This is a genomic window from Tigheibacillus halophilus (assembly GCF_042683165.1).
Taxonomy (GTDB): Bacteria; Bacillota; Bacilli; order Bacillales; family Amphibacillaceae; genus Tigheibacillus; species Tigheibacillus halophilus.
Window position 1 is genome coordinate 57,754 of sequence record NZ_JBHUIZ010000012.1, and the last position, 17,140, is coordinate 74,893.

General features: G+C 38.4%; 14 protein-coding genes and 1 pseudogene. 10 read left to right on the forward strand and 5 right to left on the reverse strand.

Annotation, left to right across the window (positions count from 1 at the left end; all coding sequences use genetic code 11):
- The 5 genes from ACFSMW_RS11540 to ACFSMW_RS11560 all read left to right on the forward strand — a co-directional run bounded on the left by ACFSMW_RS11540 (position 1) and on the right by ACFSMW_RS11560 (position 6,551).
- Entirely contained in the window at positions 1 to 1,869 is a 1,869-nt protein-coding gene (locus ACFSMW_RS11540; RefSeq protein ID WP_328005686.1) for a TnsD family transposase, read from the forward strand.
- The gene (locus tag ACFSMW_RS11545) at positions 1,850 to 3,382 is read left to right on the forward strand and encodes a Tn7-like element transposition protein TnsE (protein ID WP_000043576.1); all 1,533 of its coding nucleotides are present in this window, start codon (positions 1,850 to 1,852) and stop codon (positions 3,380 to 3,382) included. Before ACFSMW_RS11540 ends, ACFSMW_RS11545 begins: the two co-directional genes overlap by 20 nt.
- A 260-nt stretch (positions 3,383 to 3,642) precedes the next feature.
- Positions 3,643 to 4,776: a zinc-dependent alcohol dehydrogenase gene (locus tag ACFSMW_RS11550; protein WP_000649059.1), complete on the forward strand. Its 1,134-nt coding sequence runs from the start codon at positions 3,643 to 3,645 to the stop codon at positions 4,774 to 4,776.
- Positions 4,777 to 4,859: 83 nt separating this feature from the next.
- On the forward strand, positions 4,860 to 5,180 hold the full coding sequence (locus ACFSMW_RS11555) for a DUF4158 domain-containing protein (protein WP_016201446.1): 321 nt from the start codon (positions 4,860 to 4,862) through the stop codon (positions 5,178 to 5,180).
- Between the two features lie 390 nt (positions 5,181 to 5,570).
- Positions 5,571 to 6,551, forward strand: coding sequence for an SDR family oxidoreductase (locus tag ACFSMW_RS11560; RefSeq protein WP_390355781.1), 981 nt, complete (start codon positions 5,571 to 5,573; stop codon positions 6,549 to 6,551).
- Between the two features lie 283 nt (positions 6,552 to 6,834).
- On the opposite strand, the pseudogene ACFSMW_RS11565 reads toward ACFSMW_RS11560, so the two are convergent.
- From ACFSMW_RS11565 to ACFSMW_RS11575, 3 genes and pseudogenes are all read right to left on the reverse strand, one after another.
- A pseudogene (locus tag ACFSMW_RS11565) lies at positions 6,835 to 7,206 on the reverse strand (glutathione-dependent formaldehyde dehydrogenase); the annotation flags it as partial.
- Between the two features lie 1,120 nt (positions 7,207 to 8,326).
- Positions 8,327 to 8,539, reverse strand: a complete 213-nt coding sequence (locus ACFSMW_RS11570; RefSeq protein ID WP_390355783.1) for a hypothetical protein — start codon at positions 8,537 to 8,539, stop codon at positions 8,327 to 8,329.
- A gap of 15 nt (positions 8,540 to 8,554) precedes the next feature.
- Positions 8,555 to 8,908, reverse strand: a complete 354-nt coding sequence (locus ACFSMW_RS11575; RefSeq protein WP_390355784.1) for a DUF2642 domain-containing protein — start codon at positions 8,906 to 8,908, stop codon at positions 8,555 to 8,557.
- 437 nt (positions 8,909 to 9,345) lie between these two features.
- Here ACFSMW_RS11575 and sat point away from each other — a divergent pair, with 437 nt between their 5' ends.
- From sat to ACFSMW_RS11600, 5 genes are all read left to right on the forward strand, one after another.
- Positions 9,346 to 10,497 (forward strand): sulfate adenylyltransferase, encoded by a 1,152-nt coding sequence (gene sat, locus ACFSMW_RS11580; protein WP_390355786.1) that lies wholly within the window; start codon positions 9,346 to 9,348, stop codon positions 10,495 to 10,497.
- Between the two features lie 61 nt (positions 10,498 to 10,558).
- Positions 10,559 to 12,337 carry an SLC13 family permease gene (locus tag ACFSMW_RS11585; protein ID WP_390355788.1) on the forward strand — a complete coding sequence of 593 codons (1,779 nt, stop codon included), beginning with the start codon at positions 10,559 to 10,561 and terminating at the stop codon, positions 12,335 to 12,337.
- Positions 12,338 to 12,349: 12 nt separating this feature from the next.
- Positions 12,350 to 12,952, forward strand: coding sequence for an adenylyl-sulfate kinase (cysC, locus tag ACFSMW_RS11590; RefSeq protein WP_390355790.1), 603 nt, complete (start codon positions 12,350 to 12,352; stop codon positions 12,950 to 12,952).
- Complete coding sequence (cysQ, locus tag ACFSMW_RS11595; RefSeq protein WP_390355791.1) at positions 12,952 to 13,755, forward strand: 3'(2'),5'-bisphosphate nucleotidase CysQ; 804 nt, start codon at positions 12,952 to 12,954, stop codon at positions 13,753 to 13,755. The genes cysC and cysQ overlap by 1 nt, the downstream gene beginning before the upstream one ends.
- A 338-nt stretch (positions 13,756 to 14,093) precedes the next feature.
- Positions 14,094 to 15,086 (forward strand): polysaccharide biosynthesis protein, encoded by a 993-nt coding sequence (locus tag ACFSMW_RS11600; RefSeq protein WP_390355793.1) that lies wholly within the window; start codon positions 14,094 to 14,096, stop codon positions 15,084 to 15,086.
- Positions 15,087 to 15,413: 327 nt separating this feature from the next.
- Here ACFSMW_RS11600 and ACFSMW_RS11605 read toward each other — a convergent pair whose 3' ends face one another.
- The gene (locus ACFSMW_RS11605; RefSeq protein ID WP_390355795.1) at positions 15,414 to 16,340 is read right to left on the reverse strand and encodes a glycosyltransferase; all 927 of its coding nucleotides are present in this window, start codon (positions 16,338 to 16,340) and stop codon (positions 15,414 to 15,416) included.
- Positions 16,341 to 16,401: 61 nt separating this feature from the next.
- Complete coding sequence (locus ACFSMW_RS11610) at positions 16,402 to 17,139, reverse strand: sulfotransferase domain-containing protein (RefSeq protein WP_390355796.1); 738 nt, start codon at positions 17,137 to 17,139, stop codon at positions 16,402 to 16,404.
- Position 17,140 lies beyond the last annotated feature (1 nt).

Below are 17,140 nucleotides of genomic sequence, written 5' to 3' on the forward strand. Positions count from 1 at the left end.
ATGCTGCCATTCTTTACGGATCCATATCCAGATGAATTGATATATTCGGCGATTGCGCGATATCACTTTTACAGTGGAAATATTGATTACAAAGATACATTGGAAGAAGTGTTTCAAAGTCGTTCTGTAATACCGAGTGTAGAGATTGGTAGTCATTTTTCTATATTAGCTGAGCAATTAGGCTCCAACTATTCTGTTGAAAGCTTATTAGCTAAGCATACGATCTACCCTTACTATGCTTCGTTTCTTTCCAAGCAACGCCAGAAAGAACTTCTACAAGATGTTCAAGTAGATGGAAAAGGACTTTATACAAGACTTGGCATAGTTGCAGGAAGCATTTGCAGAAAGAATGGACTCTTTTATTGCCCAGAGTGTGCAACTAATGATATTGAGCAACATGGAGAACCCTATTTTCATCGTGAGCACCAGCTACAAGGGATTGATTTCTGTGCACATCATGAACTGAAATTAATGAAGTATCCTATCGATTTTTCAAAGCAAAGTCGAATTGAGTTTATTCGATTTGATAAAAAGCTATTGAACTTATCAATGATTCAAGAAGTTGAACTAAAAGAGTTTATAGCCATTCAAATTGCTTTAGCAAAGATGGCTTATCAACTGCTGCAAGTTCCAATACATCAATTTTCAAGAGAATCTATTAATCTTAAATATCGTGTTCTTTTACGGGAGCGTAATTTAATAACAACGTCTAATCGAATTCGGCAAAAGGAGCTATACAAAGCATTTCAATCAAAGTTCCCAAAAGGCTTTTTAGATGAGTACGAATCAGCAATCAATGTAAATGATGAATACAATTGGCTGAAGGTCATTACACGCAATCTAAAACGTCATGTACATCCTTTCCGTCATTTGCTTATTCTTTATTTCTTAGAACAAGATTTGGAGTCCTTTTTACAAATTGAAGCTGATACAGGTCCTTTCGGTAGTGGCCCATGGCCCTGTTTAAATAAAGCAGCTAATCATTATAAGGAATTTGTGATTCATGAAGTAAATGTTACAAGGGATTTTAAATCAAATGCACCCATTGGCACGTTTGAATGCTCTTGTGGCTTTATTTACGCTAGAAAGGGTCCTGATAGATTATCTGAAGATAAATATCGTATTGGACGTACAAAAGCGTATGGAGATGTCTGGAAGGCTAAATTACATGAATTAGCAGTTGATGGAACCTACAGTATAAGAGCATTAGCTAGAATGCTTGGCGTGGATTCGAAAACAGTTAAAGGACATCTTGCCTCAGTTGAGAAAATAGAGAAATTACCTGATAAAGTTTTTCCACCAATGTTACATATGTATCGAAAGCAATTATTAAAAGGAATGCAGCAATATCCAAGTTACTCGAGAACACAAATTCGTCAATGTTTACCGAAAGAATATATTTACTTATATCGAAATGATAAAGAATGGCTGTTTGAACAGTTACCTATAATTCAGGCGAAGGAAAAGCCAAAATCAATTGTCAATTGGGACGTACGTGATCGAGAATATCTTTCTAAAATTAAACAGCTTTACAAAGAATTAATTGAACTGGAAAAGCCCGTACGTATCACGATTTCGATAATTGGGAAACGTCTAGGAATCTTATCAAATTTGGAGAAACATCTTGATAAGCTGCCACAAACTGAAAAATATCTAAATAAAATTACGGAATCTATACAACAGTTTCAGATTCGACGATGCTGTAAAATTATTGATCGTATGTTGCTGGAGCAAGAACCAGTTTTATTATGGAAAGTACAGCGTATTGGCGCTGTTAAGTCACATCATTTTCACGAAATAAAACCGTATTTGGAAGAGTATTTACGAACAAAACAGGAAGTGAAAAGTTATGAGCAAACAACAGGTTAAACTAGCTTGGCCTTTTGCTAAAGGTGAAAAAGCACAACTAATATGGATTGGTGAGCCATTTCGATATGATCATAAAATGATAATCAAAGCTTATTTTCGCTCACAAGGTCGTACAGAAGGTATATTAATGGATTGGGGTACATTACCATGCTTAGCAATCCAACATTATTATACTGATGGCATCATAACGGCTAGTCAAGTTTCTGAAAGTGTACAAGAAATCGATATGACTATTTATCCTAATAAAGTTAAATTTCACGAACGCCCTTGGTCTATTCAAGGAAGCAGTGATCCTGCAACTTCCCGTAGTTTCGTGTTCTCTTTTGATGGAAAGAATGTGATTTTACCAGTCATTGAAGTATTGCGTAGCATTTTAGCTCCGAACGGCTTCCTTTTATATCGCTTGTTTGAATCGAATTCATTTCCTCAGTTCTTCACAGAAACATATGAACCTAATAAAATCCATCTTAGCTTTTCATCACAATATGAATTGAAATACACAAAGACAACGTTCATTTATCAATTGGTGTGGTTGCTAACGAATCGAGACCTACGACAAGCCTATGAAAATATAGCATTTACTTGGTTGCAGGAAAAGACTTTGAAGTTCGAATGGAACTTTACACAACCGATTACAATAACAGCTCGTGTAAAGGAGAAGAATAACACGTGTACAGTATTACAAATTGTTAATGTGAAAAATAAAGATATTCCGTACCAACATATTTCGATTTCGCATCCAGAAATACAAAATCAAGAGAAATCCAATGAGGCAAAGAAATACACTTATCGTTTTCTAAATAGACAGGGTGATGAAGAGGGCTTTACATTAGATGAACAAGTAGATGGTTCTACAGAAGACTTTGATCTTGTACAAATGAATCAGTTGAAACATGAATATACATCGGTACCCAAAATCAAACGAATTAAAAGTAGTTCCTCAAAGCAGCGAACGAAAGAAGATGAAAATACTAAGAAATACTATGGCAGCAATGATTCAATTCGATCTACAGCAGACACTGGAGGTCAAAAACTAGCAAGAGGAATAGAACATCAAATGTTATCTGAAATTCAAGTACAAGGTGAATTGCAAGATTTCATTAATGTCCTTAGAATAATGGAGCAATATCCAGAAGTAAGTGCGATACGAGCATTTATAGATGTGTTACCAGAGGGAATTGGAGACCGCAGATTTACGAAATTGAGTGATAATATCACGAAACGACGTTATGTGATTGCAGAAGTATATATGATAAGTGGGAAGAAATTCAATATTATTGAAGTTGAGCGAGAAGATCGCTCTTTATCAATGCTAATTTTATCATCACTTGCAATAAATGATTGGAAATCGATTTATGATAGATTGTTAGTAAACCTTGTGAATGATAGTGGTACGTGGACAAGTAAGTCGCTGAAAAGTATTGAGGAGAGTAGGGTTACAGTGATGAAAGCTAAACACAGTTCTAAAGGGGTTAAGCATAAGGCTGAAATTCTATTAAATAAGTTAGAATAGCAGTGAAGATTTGAGTAAAGGAATAAATGAAATACCTCTTCCCTCAAAGAATAATCCAAATATTTCCCCGAATTAATTCACGCTATATACACTTACAATAACTAATTCGAGAGCTATCACCAATACTTCGTAATCAAAACGGTGCGACTTCTTTAACTTACATAAAACAATTACGCTAAGAGTGACTAAGTATATTATTTACTTTCTTTGTTAACAATAGTTAAGAGTGTTAACAGTATTAGAAATAGGAGGGTGCATTTATGAAGGCTGTAACTTATCAAGGACCAAATCATGTACAGGTTAATCAAGTAGAGGATGCAAAATTAGAAAAAAAAGACGATATTATAGTTAAGATTACTTCTACTGCTATTTGCGGATCTGATTTGCATTTATATCAAGGTAACATGCCATTACCCCCAGGATATATTATTGGCCACGAACCAATGGGTATTGTGGAAGAAGTTGGACCTGAAGTCACAAAAGTAAAAAAGGGAGACCGTGTTGTCGTTCCCTTTAATGTTTCATGTGGACATTGCTTTTATTGCCAACATGAAATGGAAAGCCAATGTGATAACTCAAACCCTCATTATGATTCTGGCGGATACTTTGGTTATACTGAGAAGTTCGGTAACCATCCGGGTGGTCAGGCTGAATATTTAAAAGTCCCTTTTGGAAACTTCACTCCCTTTGTTATCCCGGAGTCATGCGAATTGGAGGATGAGTCACTGCTCTTTTTATCGGATGTTCTGCCAACAGCTTATTGGAGTGTAAAAAATGCAGGTGTAAAATCAGGCGATACAGTTATTGTTCTTGGATGCGGACCTGTTGGGTTGATGGTACAAAAATTTGCCTGGATGGAAGGTGCAAAGCGTGTAATAGCAGTTGATTACTTGGATTACCGGATCAATCATGCGAAAAAGATGAACAATGTTGAGGTATTTGAGTTCACAAAATACCCTGATATGGGCGAACATTTAAAAGAGATCACACATGGTGGGGCAGATGTCGTCATCGATTGTGTAGGTATGGACGGAAAGAAATCACCCCTAGAGTTTCTGGAACAAAAATTCAAACTGCAGGGCGGAACCCTTGGACCTATTCAAATTTCTACTAAAGCTGTCCGAAAGTATGGGACAGTGCAAATGACTGGTGTTTACGGGGGTAACTATAATCTATTTCCATTAGGTGCATTTTGGATTAGAAATATTAATCTTAAAATGGGACAGGCTCCAGTCATTCATTTTATGCCAGAATTGTTTAAAAAAATAACAAATAACGAATTTGACCCAAGAGATATTATCACACACAAGATGTCCCTTGAAGAAGCAAGTCATGGTTATCGAATTTTTAATAATCGTGAGGATGAATGTATAAAAGTCGTTTTAAAACCGTAATCCTCTTCTCTTTCCAAAAAGACTTCATACTTTGTATAGAAGTCTTTTTATTCGACCATTTAGCCAAGAAGGTCAAAAAGTAATTGATAGATACAATGAATAAACTCGCATACAGTAAAGACGAACCTGCTGACCTAGTCAATGTAGCAATTGAAGAGCTAATACATCAAAAATATGAACTTCCCATCTACAATACTTTAAAAGATGCAGCCAATGATGTTCGAAAAAGGTCTTATCGTATGATTTATCATAACTTACTTAATGAAAATCAAAAAGAGAGCGTGAATCAACTTTTCGAGGTATCAGAAGGTTCTACAAACAGTCCATGGAATCAATTGAAAGAGGATGCAAAAAGAGCGACTTTATCACATTTAGAACTCTCGTTGCTCGCCGAGATTGGTTAATGGAAACTGAACATCTCTACAGAATTACTTCATGATATTAAGAATTTGTGGAACAACAAAACGTATTTTTTGTTATTCAGCAATAGGGTCAAATCGTATTATGTGGTTAGCCGGTTTTTTCTGGTTGACCTATTTTTTTAGGTACTATTCTTGAGGTAGCCGGGATTAAAGAACTGTTAAGTAAAAATAAGTTGATCCGTTAAAGGGGTAGAATATTGAGTAAAGCTCCTTGTCCTAAAGGTCAGTTCAATAAAGAAAAAAGGTGTCTCTTTTGAGGAAGAATAAGCTTCTGTGTTGAAAGTAAACCACTTTTTTCAAACTTTTTTAATTTATTTGTAGTGAACAACATAAACATTCTATAGAAGAAAATTATTTCTATAGGAGGTTTCCATGGATCAAAAGGATCAAAGTCGTCAATTAGACCAAATAAAGCAAATGCAACAAATGTTTAAAGCGAACATGAAAACTCAACCTTATCCCATGTACCCTAACTATGGGAAAATCACACGTTACGAAGAAATTCCGATAAGTTTACCTGAACAGCGCCAGCTGCGCCATCCCGGAGTGGAAAAATTTATGGTACCCCTTCCAATTATCGAAAACCCGAACTATAAAGGGAGTGAAAAGTTAACAGGAAAAGTAGCACTTATTACAGGGGGGGACAGTGGTATTGGTGCAGCAGTAGCAATTGCGTTTGCTAAAGAAGGCGCAGATGTTGCTATTTCATACTTAGATGAACATGAGGATGCAAATAGAACAAAAACGAGGATTGAACAACTCGGACAACGTTGTTTTCTAATGCCTGGGGACTTGCGAGACAAACAACAGTGTATCTCCATTGTAGAACAAACAGTAAATACGTTTGGACGTCTCGATATTCTTTGTAACCACGTTGGTATCCAATTCCAACAACTAAGTCTGCTTGACATTACAGATGAGCAATTCGATGACACCTTCAAAGTTAATATATACTCTCATTTTTACACAACAAGGGCAGCGCTTCCTCATTTAAAACCAGGCAGCTCAATCATTGGCACTTCTTCAGTGGTGACGTATGTAGGTGAGCAGCAAATGATTGATTATACGGCCACAAAAGGCGCAATAGTTGGTTGGACACGTGCCTTGGCTAAAAATGTCGTGAAACAAGGGATCCGAGTCAATGCCGTCGCCCCCGGCCGAATTTGGACCCCACTTATTTCAGCAAGTTTCTCGTCAGACCAAGTCGCTGTATATGGAGCATTTAATCCAATGGAACGAGTTGCCCATCCATTTGAACTCGCACCAACCTTTGTCTATCTTGCTTCTGATGATTCTCGTTTTGTTACTGGTCAAGTTCTTCATGTTGATGGGGGAGAATCCACACGTTCCTAATGGAAGGGGGTTACCATTTTGAGATATGAATTTAATCCAGAAGTAAAGCTATTGCTAGTAAACCATTCAAATGAAAAAGTAAGGATGGTCTATATGGAGGATTCCTGGCCCATGCCAAAAATAGGACTGAGACCACCATATTATTGCTACCCAAGTTACGAGCTGAATTATCCAATAATCTAAATAATAACAGACAAAAAGACTTCTATACACAGTGTGGAAGTCCATTCAACATTTCGCTTAGGGTTCGCAATTATGCTAACTTTCAATTCATCCATTTAAACTAATAGGATAACGGTTTTAAAACGACTTTTATACAGTCGTCCTCACGATTATTAAACATTTGATAACCATGACTTGCTTATCCAAGGGCCACTTTGTATGTGGGTCAAACTCGTTATTCGTTATTTTTTCAAAAAATTCAGGCATAAAATGTATGACTGATGCCAGTCCCATTCTCAGATTGATATTCCTAACTCAACCCAATGGAAACACATTATAGTTGCCCCCATAAACATCTATTAATTGGACCGTTCCATATTTTTGCACAGCTTTTGTAGAAATTTGAATAGGTCCAAGGGTTCCACCTTGGCAACTTTAATTTTTGTTCAAGAATCTCCAAAGATGATTTATTCCCGTCAATACCTACACAATTGTGGATTTGAAATAAAGTCGTACCGTTTATAAAAAAGATGTACCGTTTTAAAGAAAGTTATACCGTTTACAAAAAAGTTGCACCGTTTTATTCCTTTTCGATTAAAGGATTCTATGTGAGTTTTAATTAAACTTTTTTATAAAAAGGAATGTTCATTCAAAAAGAAAAGAACCCATTTTGATCAATCTTTTTTCAAAATGGATTCTTTTCTTTTACCGTAAAATATGGATTTGTCGAACGTTTTTGATCAAACTTTATTTTAAAGTTACATGAATTTGATCTCCCTGTTACTTTCTTCTTTCTAGTGCTAAAAGTTTTTCCTAAAGCAGAAAGGAACCGGGGTAAAGAAGCAGAAAAAAATTAGGTAAGCCAAATGGTTTTTTAATACCAATCAATACAATTCAGGCTGGATCCAATATCAGGGTCCAGTCTATTTTTTGGGCAATATCTCTCCAATACCTTGTTCAATAAGGGTCTTAAGTATCTAATGAAACCGGATCCAGCAAAGAGAGAAGAGGCTAGAGTAGGGTACTGACTTATTAACAATTAAACATAGTAGTCGTAGGAAATAGAGAAAAGCAAATTATAAATTGTGGGCCTCTTATTAGCTAGTATTGCTGAGGGCTTCTCAGAGATAGTTGTGTATGATGGATAAAGATTTAAAAAATGTAATTCAATTAATACCGAAGAAAATTACTTCTTCATCAATCTATTGGCGTTTGGCAAGCTGGCAACGAAACTGGACAAAACATTGGCCCAAAAAGCTCTTTCACTTCAGGATCGACACGAAAACGATTGATAGGCTGGGCAATCCGTTTCACGTAAAAAAAATGCGGCCGCCTCTTTCGGAATGCTTGCAACTAAAGCCATTTACAGTAATGACAATATCGTTTTTCTGTACCTTTATTTCAAAACCTAAAGGCAAAACGACTTGATTCACATGTATAAACGTAGGGGCAACTTTGATGTGTGGTAACTCTTATTTCAGAAGGTGTCCTTTTTTACTTCTAACATTATTTTAAAATATAAATAAGCGTGGTATCCGCCTAAATGGCGAGGATACCACGCTTATTGTTTTCATTTACCAGGTTTTGCCCCAGCCACATGAGTGGTCAAAAGGTTAGGCTGCTGCTACGGGGAAACGAACAAAATTGATGGCAGCTAAGGAAATATATACTTTGGTGTTTCCATAGCCACTACTGATTTCGATCACAAGTACTAATTCTGGGGTTACGGTTGAAAGTATGCCATCAATGAGATTGTTATCAGTTGCAACCTCAACTCTCGAACCAGCCCTATTGGCTAATTCAGCAGCAAGTGTATTCTGAAACATTTTATAGACCCTCCCTTACATTTCACTGACAAATTCGATTTTATCTATGCGGACCAAGGTTTGCTCACCGTTACCTTCTACCAATACTACGTAATCATTTTTAACTGCAATTAGTGTTCCTGTAACGGTATCAAAAGGGGTGGTAATCTGTACCTGTTCGTTTAATAGGCTCATTAATAGTTCGCGCATGGTTCTAGGAGGAGTTGGGGTGGTGCCTCCGCCTGAACTCCTTCCAATATCGACATCAAAATCGACATTTAAGCCTGGTAAGTTCAAGGAAAAGTCGTTACTAAGCCCGCTGCTAGTAATGCCTTGTGACAATTGGTTAAGAACATTTAGCAGTTCCCGCTGACGAGTAGTTAGTGCCAATTAGTATTCATCCTTTCTGTAATATAATGATCTTTCTCTATTTACTATATTCCGTTGCTGTCCAACGGGAAGGGCTTTTATTAAGAAGTATTGTAAATCCACCAATGCCTTAGACTGAAGATAGATAACTAGTATCAACTTGTCAAACTGACTGTTATTTCATAAAGGAAAAAAATAGGTGTCTAAATGTTAATTGAATTAGACGATGATTGATATCACTTCATCATCGGATGAATATTGATGTAGTAAACCGCTAGAAGGATAAGAGATATAATGCGTAAGCAACAAATTTTTTGTTAGAAAGACAAAGGGCTAAAACAAGCCATAAGCAGTGCATGTTAAGAACAAGAAATAGAGACTAAAGTTGCTACACATTTTACTATTTCTTAATTCTTAATAGGGTAGTGTATGGAAAACAAAATTTAAGGGGGGATTGTATGGTCAATCAACCACATGGAGGAAAGCTGATCAACTGCGAATTTACTGGTGAAAAAAGAGATGAAGCGATCAAAAATGCTCAAAAGCTTCCATTTATAACGGCTAGTTCCTGGGTGATTTCTGATTTGGAGCTGATTGGGACAGGAGGCTTTAGTCCGTTGACAGGATTCATGATGCAAGCTGATTATGAGAATGTTGTGCAACATACCCGTCTTGCAAATGGCGTGATCTGGAGTATTCCGATTACGCTGCCAGTAACTGAAAAACAAGCTAAAGAATTTCACCTTGGTGAACAAATTGCACTTAAAGGTAAGGATGGCATCATTTATGGGACGATTACCTTGGCCGAGAAATACGCATATGATAAAAAAAAGGAAGCACAGCATATTTATGGCACGACTGACGTGGCGCATCCAGGTGTGAAAAAAGTCTATGAGAAAGGAAATATATACCTTGGCGGCAAGATTACGTTGCTCAACCGTCCCGACCATAGTCAGTTTGCAGCGTATTATAAAGATCCTGTGGAAACACGAAGGATGTTTGAGGAACTAGGATGGAAAACAATTGTTGGTTTTCAGACACGCAACCCGGTTCATCGTGCGCATGAGCACATTCAAAAAACAGCACTCGAGTCTGTGGATGGCCTCCTGCTGAATCCGCTCGTTGGTGAAACGAAATCCGATGATATCCCCGCGGAAATCCGGATGGAAAGCTATGAAACTATTTTAAAAAACTACTATGTTCAAGATCGTGTTCGACTTGTCATCTATCCGGCAGCCATGCGCTATGCTGGGCCAAAAGAGGCGATTCTGCATGCGATTGTCAGAAAAAACTATGGCTGCACACATTTCATTGTTGGACGTGATCATGCTGGTGTAGGTGATTACTATGGGACCTATGATGCTCAAGAGCTAATAGCACAATATGAGGAAGAGCTTGGCATTCAGATTTTTAAATTTGAGCATGCGTTTTACTGCAAAATTTGTGAAAATATGGCATCCGCAAAAACGTGTCCACATAGTAAGGAAAATCATGTTCACTTAAGCGGCACAAAAGTACGTGAACTGCTCCGCGATGGTAAACGTCCACCAAAGGAATTTTCCCGCCCGGAGGTAGCAGATGTACTCATTAAAGGGATGCAAGGAAATTAAGCAAAGCAAAGCGGTTTGAAAAGGGTAGATCTAATTCACGAAAAGGAGATATAACTATGCCATGTCGCCTGCAATGATATTTGTTTTGATTTTACTGTTAACTATGTTTGCGGCGTTGATTTTTGAGGTGGCCCGGCCAGATATGATTGTTTTTTCAGTGCTGGTTATATTGCTGCTGTCTGGTATTCTGACGGTCGATGAAGCACTGAGCGGTTTTTCCAATGAAGGAATGCTGACGGTCGCGTTGATGTTCATCATTGCCGGCGCTGTCCATAAGAGTGGTTTTATTGACCAATGGCTGGAAAAATGGCTTCAAAACAGCCGTACCCACACAGGTACGATGATCCGTTTTTTTGTACCGATATCAGCGTTCTCGGCTTTTTTAAACAATACGCCGATCGTCGTAACGTTTACCCCCATGATAAAAAAATGGTGCGAAACCCGGGGGATCGCTCCTTCTAAGTTTTTGATTCCATTATCTTTTGCCACAATTTTGGGTGGGATGATCACATTGATGGGAACATCCACGAATCTCGTCGTTCATGGATTGCTGCTGGACTTCGGACTGGAAGGATTTTCGTTATTTACACTCACTGTCGTTGGTGTACCGGTTGCACTGATCGGGCTCATTTATTTATTTACAATTGGGTATAAACTGTTACCGGATAACAAAGGCTTCGGTGAGAAGATGAAGGAAGACTCTAAAGAATATATCGCTGAAATGCAAGTGACACAGGATTTCGCAAACCTTGATAGAAGTGTCAAGCAAGCTGGCCTACGTGAATTGAAAGGACTTTATTTGATTGAGATTATCCGTGGTAAGGAACGTATTTCACCGGTTAGATCAACAACGGTGATTCATGCTGGCGATCGGTTGATTTTCACTGGCTTGATTTCAACGATTGCCGATTTGCAAAAAATAAAAGGTTTGGAGCTGGAAACAGGGACGAACATTACCCTTCATGATTTGAAAGATGGATCGACCAATTTAGTGGATGCCGTTGTGTCAGACCAGGCGTCATTTTTATCCAAGTCAATTAAACAGTCGAAATTCCGATCACGTTATGATGCGGGTGTTATTGCGGTGCATCGGAATAATGAACGGATCCGGAGTAAGGTTGGGGATATTGTTTTAAAACCAGGGGACTCGTTATTACTTGTGGCTGGCAGTGACTTTGTTGAAAAATACCAGCAATCAAATGACTTTTTTGTTGTGTCATCACTGGGTATACCGATTACCTTGCACCAGAGCACAAAAAAAGGATGGTTTTCCATCCTTCTGTTGCTCGCGACGATTGTGACAGTAACATTTGGGTGGCTCGATATGTTTAAGGCGATGGCATTGGCTGTCTTAATCCTTTTAACAGCAAAAATTATTACTCCCCAGGAAGCCAAGAAATATGTTCATTTCAATGTTTTATTGCTGATTGCCAGTTCGCTTGGAATTGGCACCGCTATGATGAAAACAGGTCTTGCAGAATGGATTGCGTCTGCCCTGTTAAGTTTTGGCGAACCGTTGGGTTTATTAGTGATTTTATTTTTAATTTATCTCTTGACGAATGTATTTACGGAGATTGTCACCAATAGCGCAGCAGCTGTCATTATGCTGCCGATCGGAATTGAAATCGCACAGAGGCTCGCTGTTGATCCAAGAGGCATTGCTGTCTTGATTGCGATAGCTGCATCGGCAAGTTTTATCACCCCAATCGGTTACCAGACGAATTTAATCGTGTATGGTCCTGGCGGCTACAAGTTTACGGACTACGTAAAAGTTGGATTTCCACTCAGTTTAATAGTAATGGTGACGTCTGTTTTGATTATTTACTATGTATGGTTTTAGGAGGAAGCACTGATGGCTAAGTCAGAAAATATAAAATGGCATCATTCCAAGGTAACAAAGGAACAGCGGAGAATTTTGAATCAGCATAAGAGTGCGGTGGTCTGGTTTACCGGTTTGTCCGGTTCCGGCAAATCGACTATTTCGGTTGAACTGGAAAAAGAACTGTACAATAGGGGAGTTCGGACATTTCGTTTGGATGGGGATAATATCCGCTACGGTCTGAATAAAAATCTTGGTTTCAGTCCTGCAGATCGAAAAGAAAACATCCGGCGCATCGGGGAGGTATCCAAGCTAATGGTTGAAGCCGGATTGTTTACCTTGTCCGCATTCATTTCACCATACCGTGAAGATCGAGACGAAATACGCGAACTGCTTGATGAAGATGAATTTATTGAAGTGTTTGTCAACGCCAGTCTAGAAACATGCGAATCTCGTGATCCTAAAGGCCTTTATAAAAAAGTGCGCGCGGGAGAGATGAAAGGTTTTACCGGAATTGATGCACCATATGAAGCACCAGTGGCACCGGAGATTACGGTGAATACGGATATACAGAGCATTGAAGCATCCGTTCAAACGATTCTATCCTATTTGATAACGAAAGGGTACCTGAAATAATGATGGATGTGAGCTTTAAAGTGATGTTGGATATAGTAACAGACGCCGGTCGGGAAATTTTAGATGTTTATGATCAGGATTTTTTGGTTGAAACGAAAGCGGACGACTCCCCTCTGACAGAAGCTGACCGGCGTTCCCAGCAGATGATTGTCAAAGGACTTCGTGAGGCGTATAGCAAGGTCCCGATTTTAAGTGAGGAAGGTGAAGAGATTCCGTATGTTAAGCGCAAGAATTGGTCGATGTTTTTCTTGGTAGACCCGCTGGACGGCACGAAAGAGTTCATCAGACGAAATGGCGAGTTTACAGTGAACATTGCCTTGATTGAAGCAGGTTATCCCGTAATGGGTGTCATTTATGCTCCGGTGCTGGATACATTTTACTTCGGAAAGCCGGGGCTGGGATCATTTAAATTAGAAGAAGCCTCACGTGCGGCTGTAGCTGATGATCAAGCATTGATTAGGCAAAGCACACGGCTGCCAGTCGTTGGCTCGGATGACATCATTCATGTAGTCACGAGCCGCTCGCATATGTCAAAAGAAACGGAAGCATTCATTGGTGAGCTGCGAAGGGACTATGAAGTTGATGTGATATCAGCCGGAAGTTCTTTGAAATTCTGTCTTGTGGCTGAGGGTGTAGCTGGCTACTATCCGCGATATGCCCCCACGATGGAATGGGATACTGCAGCAGGACAGGCGATTGTTGAAGCTGCCGGCGGAACTATGCTGCGGTATGAGGATCATGAGCGATTTTATTATAACCGGGAGAATTTGAAGAATGGCTGGTTTTTGGTGAAGCGTCTTTAGATTTTATGTTAGCATTTTTCCACATTATTCTTTCCATATCCTTCATCATTTGCGTGTCTGACCATCTCGGTATCAGACGATGCTGCTTGGACTTACAGCAGCAGCCCCTTTTGCCTTCACTTAAACGTATATCATGTACAGTCTACTATTTTTTTCATAAATTGAAGTATAACCTATTAGAAAAATGATGTCGGTTATCAAATAGGGTCTGAACGGACAGATTCGAGAACCTAATTGAGAAGCATTCCTGTCATCCAAATCATCAGCTGCGCTTAAGATGTATCTACTTTCTGATGATATAAACAATAGGCTTTATTACTGGAGGGAGTTGTTTAAATGTGTTTAAAAATACGATAATATTGATTACCGGAGGGACAGGTTCCTGGGGATATGAACTCGTTAAAAAACTACTGCTATTTCAACCAAAGGAAATAAGGATTTTTTCACGGAATGAATTTGCTCAGGTGAAAATGAAACGAATATTCTCTGATCATACTAATTTAAACTTTGTAATTGGTGATGTAAGGGATTTTGAAGCGGTGAACGAAGCGGCAAAAAATGTGGATTATATATTCCATCTTTCGGCACTCAAGCATGTACCAATCTGTGAGGATCAGCCTTCAGAGGCGTTAAAAACCAATGTACATGGAACGGAGAATATTATCAAAGCAAGTTTAAGTCAAAAGGTTAAAAAGGTCATTGATGTTTCGACAGATAAAGCTGTCGAACCAATCAATTTTTATGGGCTTACAAAAGCAATCGGTGAAAAATTGATTGTTCAGGCCAATCAATTAAGCAATCATACACGTTTTGTCTGTATCCGTGGTGGCAATGTTATTGGAACAAATGGCAGCGTGATCCCGTTTTTTAAAGAACAAATTGCCGCCCATCATACAGTTCCCCTTACCTCCTCGGAAATGACCCGGTTCTTCCTGACAGTTTCTCAAGCCATTGATCTACTAATACACGCATCGGAACAAGCAATCGGCGGGGAAACGTTTGTCATGAAAATGAAAGCTTGCCGGATTGTTGATCTAATTGGCGTTATGGAAAAACATTTTGCGACAAGAGATATTGTCATCAATGAGGTTGGCATACGTCCAGGCGAGAAACTTCACGAGGTGTTGGTATCCAATGCTGAATCCAGAAATACGTATAAATATGATGACAATTATTATGTCATTTTACCTGATAATGCTTCAGAGAACGTAAAAAAACAGTATGAGAAGTTACCAAGGGTCTCCTTTAACCGTTATCAATCGAATGATGAATTAATGTCATCTGTTGAGATAGAACAGATTCTTAAGAAAGGAAATATTATCCCATCATAAATATTATTTTAGCACAGTAGATAAGGCTGAGACATAGCTGGCCAAAAGTGAAAAAAGTTGCGACCATCGAAAACCGATGGTCGCAACTTTTTTCACTGAAACTATATTTGTCATTTTTTTGTTTGAGAGCTGTGTATGGCTATATATACTTTTTCAAGTTTACTGCCATTAACCAGAATTTTCATTCGTTTTACTGCCTCCTAAGTGTGGTATCCACCAAAATGGTGGGGATATCACGCTTATTGTTTTAATCTACTAGGTTTTGACCAAGCTGCATTTAAGTTATTCTTGGCTTGTGCCGACCTTTTGCACTCCGTTATATCTGTTTTATAAATAACTTTTTATCTGCTGGACTAATTGTCTGGCCCGATGCGCGGTTGTATGATGCGTATGAATGAAGTGATATCCTTCTTCAGTAATCTTTTCTCGCTCGGCCGTATTTTTTAAATAGTAATTTGCCTTTTCTGGAAAATTTTCTTCATTTATATCTACAAAATGCTTGCCTGGTATGAAGCCAATTTCTTTAAGTTCCGGTAACGCAGGAGCCATCAGTAGTGTGTGACATGCTGGCACTTCAAAATATTTAAATGTCACAACTTGCCGAACAGAACCGCATGCGAAAAATAGTTTGGCCTGATTAATAGTTTTGGCATAATTTTCACCAATTAATGTTTTTTCCGCCTGTTCCGTTGTGAAATTCCTCCATCCTGGGTGAGGGCGATTGAAAAATCTAGGGTCATTCGTATAATACTGTAAGATTTTTTCTCTTAATGGATAGATGTGCGGAAGGGAAACTTCTCCCAGCATCATGAAATCGATCGTTTTTTCACTACCATAATCTCTAAAGATTGAAGTGTTGGCGAATTGAGGAAGCAAGTTTACCTGATCATGCCTTTGCTGAGGATAATAATGGTAAAAATTATGGCGGCATATGACAAAAAATGTGTTGATATGATTTTTCGTGATGTACCTTCGTCGTTGCTCGACAAGCCGGTGTGCATCGTTAACGATCAGTCCTACGGGTATACGGATCTCGGATAACCCTGTAACTACAGGAGTAAATGTTTTACCTACGTCATTCAGGATTAAAATATAATCTGGTTTTTCAGGGATTTTTCGTAGTATTTTGTTTATGTTTCCGGATTTTCGATAGACGATTAGTTTCGTCAAGCTTGCTAATTCGCTTTCTAAATAGTAATAATTATTATTTGTAAAACGAGAAGTATCTGCAGCTATTAGTAATAACGTTAGCATTGGTTATGAGCCCCCTAAATAAAAATGCCTTCCATGAATAGAAGGCTTAAGAATGAATGCTTTAGTTGTATCCTAACCTTGTTAGCGTTCTATGAAATGCTTGATTCATTTGCTCTTCCTGTACTTTACTTAAAACCGATTTCCACTTATTTGCTTTTCCTTCTCTTACAAAAGGCATGTTTTTATTTACAAACTGTGTATCGCCGTTTAAATGGATTTGCTGCCTCTGTTCCAATTGCTTCATATTATCAAAAGAGGACCACTCCACTGCTTCGTTGATTTCTTGTTCCGATCTGTCTAAGTTCAAAAAACGTATAATCCTTTTTGCTTCTTTAACAGTATTTTGAAGAAGGTCCTCGTATTTTATAAGCAGAAAACCATTTTTAACTTTTTCTTGGTTATCAAGCCAGCTATCTATATCCGCGCTCCACAATCCTTGCCCCACCTTTCCTTCTGTAAATGCTTGGAAAAATGTGTCAAAGTCACGATTATCATTATAATACTTCTTAAAATGATAATAGTAGGAAATAACGACATCCCTCGGATCCCTTACCAAATATATTACTTTTGGATAGGTGGGATTGAAGCTCGCATGACTCCAGACGAGATGTGGGGAAGGTAAGTTCTCGATTGGTTCCTTTGAGGCATTTTGAATCATTTCACCTTTCGTGGCCCAATCTATTTTTTTTCGGTATAATAACACGGCAACGAGAAATAATAGGAAATTGTTTCCCGATTTTGGATAGGCTACAAGACAAATATCGTCCTCTTTAATTTTGTATGTCTTGTCTGTCGACACA

Coding starts and splice junctions, on each gene's coding strand:
- ACFSMW_RS11585 (WP_390355788.1), top strand. CDS start 10,559: ATGTCGCCTGCAATGATATTTGTTTTGATTTTACTGTTAACTATGTTT.
- ACFSMW_RS11605 (WP_390355795.1), bottom strand. CDS start 16,340: ATGCTAACGTTATTACTAATAGCTGCAGATACTTCTCGTTTTACAAAT.
- ACFSMW_RS11550 (WP_000649059.1), top strand. CDS start 3,643: ATGAAGGCTGTAACTTATCAAGGACCAAATCATGTACAGGTTAATCAA.
- ACFSMW_RS11560 (WP_390355781.1), top strand. CDS start 5,571: ATGGATCAAAAGGATCAAAGTCGTCAATTAGACCAAATAAAGCAAATG.
- cysC (WP_390355790.1), top strand. CDS start 12,350: ATGGCTAAGTCAGAAAATATAAAATGGCATCATTCCAAGGTAACAAAG.
- ACFSMW_RS11545 (WP_000043576.1), top strand. CDS start 1,850: ATGAGCAAACAACAGGTTAAACTAGCTTGGCCTTTTGCTAAAGGTGAA.
- sat (WP_390355786.1), top strand. CDS start 9,346: ATGGTCAATCAACCACATGGAGGAAAGCTGATCAACTGCGAATTTACT.
- ACFSMW_RS11570 (WP_390355783.1), bottom strand. CDS start 8,539: ATGTTTCAGAATACACTTGCTGCTGAATTAGCCAATAGGGCTGGTTCG.
- ACFSMW_RS11540 (WP_328005686.1), top strand. CDS start 1: ATGCTGCCATTCTTTACGGATCCATATCCAGATGAATTGATATATTCG.
- cysQ (WP_390355791.1), top strand. CDS start 12,952: ATGATGGATGTGAGCTTTAAAGTGATGTTGGATATAGTAACAGACGCC.